The 7397-nt window shown below is 58.4% G+C and carries 5 protein-coding genes; all 5 read right to left on the reverse strand.

Annotated elements, in window-relative coordinates:
* Positions 1 to 106: 106 nt before the first annotated feature.
* Entirely contained in the window at positions 107 to 1471 is a 1365-nt protein-coding gene (locus NHU87_RS20415; RefSeq protein ID WP_253551996.1) for a TolC family outer membrane protein, read from the reverse strand.
* Between the two features lie 2 nt (positions 1472 to 1473).
* Positions 1474 to 2823 (reverse strand): HlyD family type I secretion periplasmic adaptor subunit, encoded by a 1350-nt coding sequence (locus NHU87_RS20420; protein ID WP_253551998.1) that lies wholly within the window; start codon positions 2821 to 2823, stop codon positions 1474 to 1476.
* Positions 2820 to 4607 carry a type I secretion system permease/ATPase gene (locus NHU87_RS20425; RefSeq protein ID WP_253552001.1) on the reverse strand — a complete coding sequence of 596 codons (1788 nt, stop codon included), beginning with the start codon at positions 4605 to 4607 and terminating at the stop codon, positions 2820 to 2822. The genes NHU87_RS20420 and NHU87_RS20425 overlap by 4 nt, the downstream gene beginning before the upstream one ends.
* 208 nt (positions 4608 to 4815) lie before the next feature.
* Positions 4816 to 5241: an AprI/Inh family metalloprotease inhibitor gene (locus tag NHU87_RS20430; protein ID WP_253552004.1), complete on the reverse strand. Its 426-nt coding sequence runs from the start codon at positions 5239 to 5241 to the stop codon at positions 4816 to 4818.
* Between the two features lie 95 nt (positions 5242 to 5336).
* On the reverse strand, positions 5337 to 6794 hold the full coding sequence (locus tag NHU87_RS20435) for a serralysin family metalloprotease (protein WP_253552007.1): 1458 nt from the start codon (positions 6792 to 6794) through the stop codon (positions 5337 to 5339).
* Positions 6795 to 7397 lie beyond the last annotated feature (603 nt).

A 7397-nucleotide genomic window follows, 5' to 3' on the forward strand; every position in this document is an offset into this window, starting at 1 on the left:
AGCAACCGTAAAATCTAAGCTCGCGGTCTGTCATGCTGATACAACAAACCGGATAGCGACTGCTTCGCAGCCGAACGCAGCCTTCGGCAGCTGCTACAGGGTTAAATCATTGAATCCTCGGGCCTTGGCCGAAGGCCTCATCCACCTTGGCCAGGTCTTGCTCGCTCAAGGTGCCGGCGTAGTAGTGCAACTTGGTCCAGGCCATCAAATAGTCGTACCGCGCCTGGGCCAGATCCCGACGGGTGGTGAACAGTTGTTGTTCGGCATTCAGCGCATCGAGGTTGACCCGTTCGCCGCCCAATATGCTTTGCTTGGTCGAAACCACCAGCGCTTCGGCCGACACCAATGCCTTCTGATAAGCCCGCAATTTATTGACCCCCGACAGGCAGGCGCTGAACTGGCGGCGCAGCTGGATCAAGGTTTCCCGGGTCTTGCCGTCCAGCTCGTACTCGGCCTGTTCCATGGTGCGACTGGCCTGACGGGTCGATGCCGAAACTCCGCCACCGGCATACAGCGGCACGTTGACTTCAATGCCGATGGTGTTGGTGTCGTAACGCTGGTTGTAGGTGTTGCCGCTTTCCGATTCGTTCTGGCGCACCGAGGCGTAAGCGCTGACTTTTGGCAGGTGGCCGGCGCGGTTGCGTTCGACTTCGTAGCGCGCCACTTCCACCGCCTGACGCTGGGAGGCGAGGTTCGGGTTGTTGACCACCGCCATCTCGTGCCAGGTGTCGTAATTGGCTGGTAGCAGGGTGAAGGTCTGGAAGTTCTGATCCAGCGGCGTCAGGTCGCCAATGTCGATGGCCGGCACGCCAACCAGTGCGCCCAGCTCACGCAGAGCCGCATCCTGTTCATCGCGCGCCTCGATTTCCTCGGCGGTCGCCAGTTCGTAACGTGACTCGGCTTCGAGGATGTCGGTGCGCGTGCCCTCCCCTTGGCGGAACATCTGCTCGTTCTGTTGAAACTGCTGCTCGAAGGCTTTTTTCTTGGCCCGCGCGATGTCGATCTGGTCCTGAGCGAACAACGCCTTGGTGTAACTCTCCAGCACACGAACCAGCAGTTCCTGGCTCTTGCCACGAAAGTTTTCGTCAGCGAACAGCGATTGCGCCACGCCCTTGCGGTACGCCGCGTAAGCCTCGTAGTCGAGCAGCGGCTGTTGCAGGGTCAAGGTCGAGCCGTAGCTGCTGTAGTTGCGGTCCTCGGTGAAGTCGGGTCTGCCCTCATTGATTTGAGTGACCTTGGAAGTGTTACGCCCCTTGTTGTAGTTGTAACCGATCCTGGGCAGCAGCCCGGCGCGGCCGATGGCGCGGTTTTCAAGGCCTGCATCGCGCTCCTTGATGGCGCCGAGGAATACCGGATCATTGCGTAACGCTTGCTCGTAAATGTCGAACGGCCCCATGGCCATCACGCTGTTGCACGTCAGCAACGCCAGGGTCGCTGCGAGCAAAGAAAACTTATTCATACAGCCGAACATCCTTATTCCTCGGTCAACGCGGAGCCTGCCCGGTCGAGCAGCGGTTTGAACAAATAGTTGAGGAGTGAACGTTCACCGGTACGCACGAACATTTCTGCCGGCATCCCGGGCTTGATCACCAGACCGTTGAGTTTTTCCATGGCCTGGTCACTGACGCTGCTGCGCAGCACGTAGTACGGCACACCGGTTTTCTCATCGACCATCTGGTCGGCGGAGATCAGGCTGACTTCGCCGGGGACTCGCGGGGTACGGCTCTGGTTGAACGCGGTGAACAGAATGTCCACCGGCAAGTGCGTGCCGACCTTGTCGATCAGGTTGATCGGCAAGTGCCCTTCCACTTCCAGGCGAGTGCCTTGCGGAACGATCTCCAGCAGCGTGTCACCCTGACGTACCACCGCGCCTTCGGTGTGGACCCCAAGGTTGACGGCGATGCCGTCGGCGGTGGCGATGATTTCGCTGTGTTGCAGGTCGACGCCGGCGGAGGTCAGTTGCTCTTCCAGGGTCACGCTTTTGAGCTGCGCGTCGGCCAGTTGGCTGCGGACTTCCTTCTGGTACTCCTCGCTGTGCTGTTGCAGTTTCAGGCGGGATTCAAGGATACCCTGCTCCACCCGGCCGCTTTCGCCGGTGTTCTCGGCCAGCTGTTGCTGCACTTGCGACAACTGACGCTGGTAATCCATCAAGCGGTTGCGCGGGATGTAGCCGTTGTCCGCCAAGGGCTGAAGGTTGCTCAACTGTTGTTGCAGGGAACTGGCCTGGGCCGTCAGGTCGGTGCGCGCGCGACGCATGCCGGCCAGTTGCGCGCTGGCGCCTTCGATGTTCGCGCGCAGGGCGGCTTGTTCCCGGGAAAACGCTTCGCGGCGGCTGCTGAACAATTGCCGTTGGCCTTCGAGCACCAAGGCTAGGCGCGGGTCCGGATCGTTGCTCAGTTCGGCGGGGAAGTTCACCTGCTTGAGGTTGTCCCGTTCACTCTGCCAGCGCGCCAGGCTGGCCCACGCCATGCGGTATTGCGCTTGCAGCGATTGCACGTCGGCCGCGACCTGGGTCTGGTCGAGGCGGAACAGCGGCTGGCCCTGCTTCACCACTTGGCCTTCGCGCACCAGAATCTGGCTGACCACGCCGCTGCTCATCGATTGCACGGCTTTGCGCTTGCCCGAAACCACCACGGTCCCCTGCACCGGAATGCCTTGATCGAGCGGCGCGAGGCTCGCCCACGTGAAGAAACTGCCGGCGCCGACAATCGCCAGAATCCAGCCCATGCGGGCGAAGAAACGCGCGTCGCGCTCAGGACGTTCGGCGATGTAGTCGTGTTCCATCGTCGCTTCGCTGTCGTCGTTCATGCGTGTGCTGCTCATACACCCGAATTCCTTGTCGTGGGCTGATACTGTCGGCTCATGCTGAGCCCGCCCGGTGCCTGCGCAGGTTTTTCACGCTGTTGCTCCTGCGCGCCTGACTGATTACCGGCAAGCGCCTTGAGCACTTCCTGGCTTGGGCCGAAGGCCTGCAAGCGACCTTCGTTGAGCACCAGCAACTTGTCGGCCTGGGCCAGCGCCGAAGAACGATGGGTCACCAGAATCACGCTGGTGCCTTGGGCCTTCATCTGCGCGATGGCGCCGGCCAGTGCCGCTTCGCCGACGGTGTCGAGGTTGGAGTTCGGTTCATCCAGCACCACCAGACTTGGATTGCCGTACAACGCGCGAGCCAGAGCCACACGTTGCTTCTGGCCACCGGACAAACCGCTGCCGTCCTCGCCAAGCACGGTGTCGTAGCCTTGCGGCATGCGCAGAATCAGTTCATGAACGCCGGCCTGTTGCGCAGCTTCGACAACTTTTTGCGGATCCGCCTCACGGAATCGGGCGATGTTTTCGGCGATGCTGCCGCTGAACAATTCGATGTCCTGGGGCAGATAGCCGATGTAAGGGCCGAGGTCGTCGCGGTTCCAGCGATGAATGTCCGCGCCGTCGAGGCGTACCGTGCCGCCCAACGTCGGCCAGACGCCGACTAGCACCCGGGCCAAAGTCGACTTACCGGAGCCGGAAGCCCCGAGCACGCCCAGTACTTCTCCGGCGCCCAGATTGAAATTGACCATGTGCAAAGTCGCTGCCCGTTGCCCTGGCGGGCCGGCGCTGACTTGCTCGAACGTGATCTGACCTTTCGGCGCCGGCAAGGCCATGGCCTCGTCAGCTGGCGGGTAGGCTTGCAGCAAGGCGTCGAGACGGCGGTAAGCGAGCTTGGCGCCGCTCCACTGTTTCCATACAGCGATCAATTGATCGATGGGGCTCAGTACCCGGCCCATCAGGATGGAACCGGCGATCATCATCCCGGCGGTCATGTCACCCTGGATCACCAGCAAGGCGCCCAACCCCAGCACCAGGGATTGCAGGCACAGGCGCAGGGTTTTGCTCAGGGAGCTGATGACCGCGCCCGTGTCGCTGGCCTGATTCTGCAAGCCGAGAAAACGCGAGTGCACCTCAAACCAGCGCTTGCGCAAGACACCGAGCATGCCCATGGCCTGAATGGTTTCGGCGTTATGCAGGTGACTGGTGGCCAGTTGGCTGGATTTCTGGGAAAACCCGGCAGCTTCGCCCAAGGGCTTTTTGGTCATCGCCTCGTTGAGGCAGGCCAGCCCGATCAGCAGCACCGCGCCCGCGGTGGCCAATACGCCGAGCCAGACGTTGAACAGAAAGATCACAAACAGATAGACCGGAAACCACGGGGCATCGAAGAAGGCAAACAGCGCCGGGCCGGTGACGAATTGGCGAATATGGGTCAGGTCACCCAGGGATTGACCGGCGTTGCCCTCGCCTTTGAACAGGTTGCGCTCGAAAGCGGCCTGATACACCCGCAGGTTGAAACGGCGCTCCAGTTGGCTGCCGATACGGATAACAATGAAGCTGCGCACGATTTCCAGCAAACCGATAAAAGCGAAGAATCCGACCACCATTAACGACAACATCGCCAGTGTGGTTTCGTTTTGCGAAGACAGTACCCGGTCATAAACCTGAAGCATATAAATCGACGGGACCAACATCAGCACATTAATCAGTGCGGTAAAACACCCGACGCTGATCAGAATGCTTTTATAGTCGCCCAGTGCCTTGAATAATGGTGCGGTGGCCGGGCTCTTCGCCATCTTCATTGGTTTTTCCTGAAGTATTAATCCTCGCCTTACTTGGCGAGGTTCCAATTAATTGTCCGCACACGGGTCGAGACATTCTTTTGCCGGTTATCGCTGACACATCAATAACAACTCTTTAGGCTCTTCAAAGAGTTTCGGTTATTGAACGGTTGCTTATAAGGGCAGTAACGAGTTTTATATTCAGCGCTTGGCGCCGGTCCGGCACTTTTCACTTATGCGCAGTGCGCTCAAGCGTAATGATCAGACCTGACTTCAAGGTGCTTTTATAAAGCCCCTCACGCTGTCGGCTGAAAAACACAATTCTTGAGCCTTCTTTTCCAGTCACGGCAATGCCGTCCGGTTCCGGGAACCAGCCGATCGCCGACTCGTTCAGCCAGGCGCCAAGGCAGTCGGCCCCTTCACCCAGGGTCTGGTTCAATTTGAGCTCGATCGAGCAGACATTCGATGGTTTGTCCTGCAGTGCCTGGGACTCAGGCGAGTCTTGCGCGGTATTCAAGGTGGCCTGCCATTTCCCGGCGAGTTCCGACGGGTCGGCTAATTTAAGACTGCGTGCCATGGCTACCTCTCCAAGAAACATCATCAGCGTCGCCAACAGCCACGCGGTTGCTTTGTAGGTAAAAGCGTTGTGGATCATAGGGCGTTTTACTCATGGTTGTAGCCTTACTCAGGGCACCTGCGTTCAAGGACAGAGAGCGGCGCCTCAAGCGCCGCCCTCCTTTTTGCCTTGAATCAGGCCACGATGTCCGAGAACGCCGCCTGGCCAACAGTACTGACCAGGAAGTCAGCCACGCCGTGCCCGGAGAAGTCCACCGACAACAGGCTGTTACCGCCCGAAGTGGTCAACACTGCATCACCTGCCGCACCCGTGAACGAGTTCACGAAATGCAGGCCCGCGCCGTTGGTGATGCCGGTCAGGTCGATCTTGTCCAGGCCACTGACAAAGTCGAGGATCTGGTCGACGGCACCAGGCTTGGAGTCGCTGCTGGCCGCGAACACAAAGGTGTCGGAACCCGAACCGCCCCACAGTTTGTCCGAACCGCCCGCGCCGAAGAGGATGTCGTTGCCGGCACCGCCTTTCAGCTCATTGGCCACGCTGTTACCGATCAGCAGGTCGCTACCCGAACCGCCAATCGCGTTCTCGACGGTGACACCCTTGGCAATGGACACGTTGCCCACCATGCCGCCAACGTCGGAGAACGAGGCTTCATTGAGGTTGATCTTCTGGTTTTGGGTAAAACCGGAGAAATCCAGGGTGTCCTTGCCGCCCGCATCCCAGACCGAGAACACGACTTTGTCCGACGACGATGACGCGCTCAGGAAGTCGCGACCGGCGTTGGAATTGAAGCCGTAGGTGGTGTCGCCGGTACGGGTGGTGGTGTTGGCACCGTAGAGTTTCTGAATGGCAGCGATATCGTCCATCAGCGGGCCGGACGCATAGGCTTCCACACCATTTTTGCTGAAATTCTGGTCGGTATTGCTTTCACTCCAATAGCTCATGAGGCTGTAACCGCGGGTGTCTTCCCCGTAGGTCGCGTCGTTGTAGGTCGGCGCGCCTTCACCGGCGTTGTAGTCGCCAGGGTGAGCCAGGCCCAGGGAATGACCGATTTCATGGGTCAGGGTCTGACGACCGTAGTTGTTCAGGTCCGGCGTCTTGTTGACGTTATAGCCACTGCCCGTCAGATACCACGAAGTACCGTCATAACCTGCGCCCGTGCCAGGCAAGTAGGCGAATGCTGCCGCGCCATCCTGACCGCCACTGTAGTTACCGAAGGTCATGTGACCGTCGCCGCCAAACGACTTTTCGGTGAAGGTGACATTGGCTACGTCGGCCCAGGATTGCATGGCGAGCACGGCCTGGGCTTTCTGTTGCGCGCTGAACTGACTGAACCCGGTGATGCCGTGTTTGTTCATGGTGCTCGACGAAGCCGAGGTCAGGAACGTGTAGGTGAGTTCGATTTTGCCGCTGCCGTCCTTGTCCTGGTAGGCAGCGCCGTCACGCAGCAGCTGGGTAGCAGCCTCGTCGACGGAGAAGGAGGGTTTGCCATTGACCGTGAGATTGCCACCGCGATCATACTGATGGCTGAAACTATCGATCTGGTTGTAGGCGGAACTGGGTGCAGCCAGCGCCTGGAATGGCGCAAAGCCCTGTTCGGCAAGATCAATAGCGTTGTCTTTTACTTTCGACATAAACACACTTCCTTGTTTAGCAATGGAACAGTTTTTGTCCGATACGACAATCTCTGGCGAGATCGTCCTATCACTCGCCCAATGAAGGCGTACAAAAACTGACACAATTCGAAATCAAACGTCTACATTTTTTTTGACGTCAAATTGAGTTGTTCCGGCGAACTCCAGTAAACAGTGCGTGTGCTGTCGAAATATAGTGTGTAGTTGAAAGTTTTAGCCGGATTGTCTGACAATCTGCTATCTAAATATTAAATATGGGTAAGTTGTTTTTTGTAGATGAGTTCACATTTCCTGGACTTATTAATATCAGTGCCAGTGTATTGCTATCAACTCCAACTTTATTGGATGGGGCATTTTCACGACTGCTGCGCAGCCGAACGCACCCTTCGGCAGCTGCTACAGGTCTGCGGTGCGACAGGTTTTTTGTAGCAGCTGGCGCAGCCTGCGTTCGGCATAGGTATTTTGGAGATGATCGATTTCTACGACTGCTGCGCAGCCGAACGCAGCCTTCGGCAGCTGCTACAGATCTGCGGTGCGACAGGTTTTTTGTAGCAGCTGGCGCAGCCTGCGTTCGGCATAGGTATTTTGGAGACGATCGATTTC

The sequence above is a fragment of the Pseudomonas mandelii genome, from assembly GCF_024138395.1.
Taxonomy (GTDB): domain Bacteria; phylum Pseudomonadota; class Gammaproteobacteria; order Pseudomonadales; family Pseudomonadaceae; genus Aquipseudomonas; species Aquipseudomonas mandelii_E.

Coding starts and splice junctions, on each gene's coding strand:
- NHU87_RS20435 (WP_253552007.1), bottom strand. CDS start 6,794: ATGTCGAAAGTAAAAGACAACGCTATTGATCTTGCCGAACAGGGCTTT.
- NHU87_RS20415 (WP_253551996.1), bottom strand. CDS start 1,471: ATGTTCGGCTGTATGAATAAGTTTTCTTTGCTCGCAGCGACCCTGGCG.
- NHU87_RS20430 (WP_253552004.1), bottom strand. CDS start 5,241: ATGATCCACAACGCTTTTACCTACAAAGCAACCGCGTGGCTGTTGGCG.
- NHU87_RS20420 (WP_253551998.1), bottom strand. CDS start 2,823: ATGAGCAGCACACGCATGAACGACGACAGCGAAGCGACGATGGAACAC.
- NHU87_RS20425 (WP_253552001.1), bottom strand. CDS start 4,607: ATGAAGATGGCGAAGAGCCCGGCCACCGCACCATTATTCAAGGCACTG.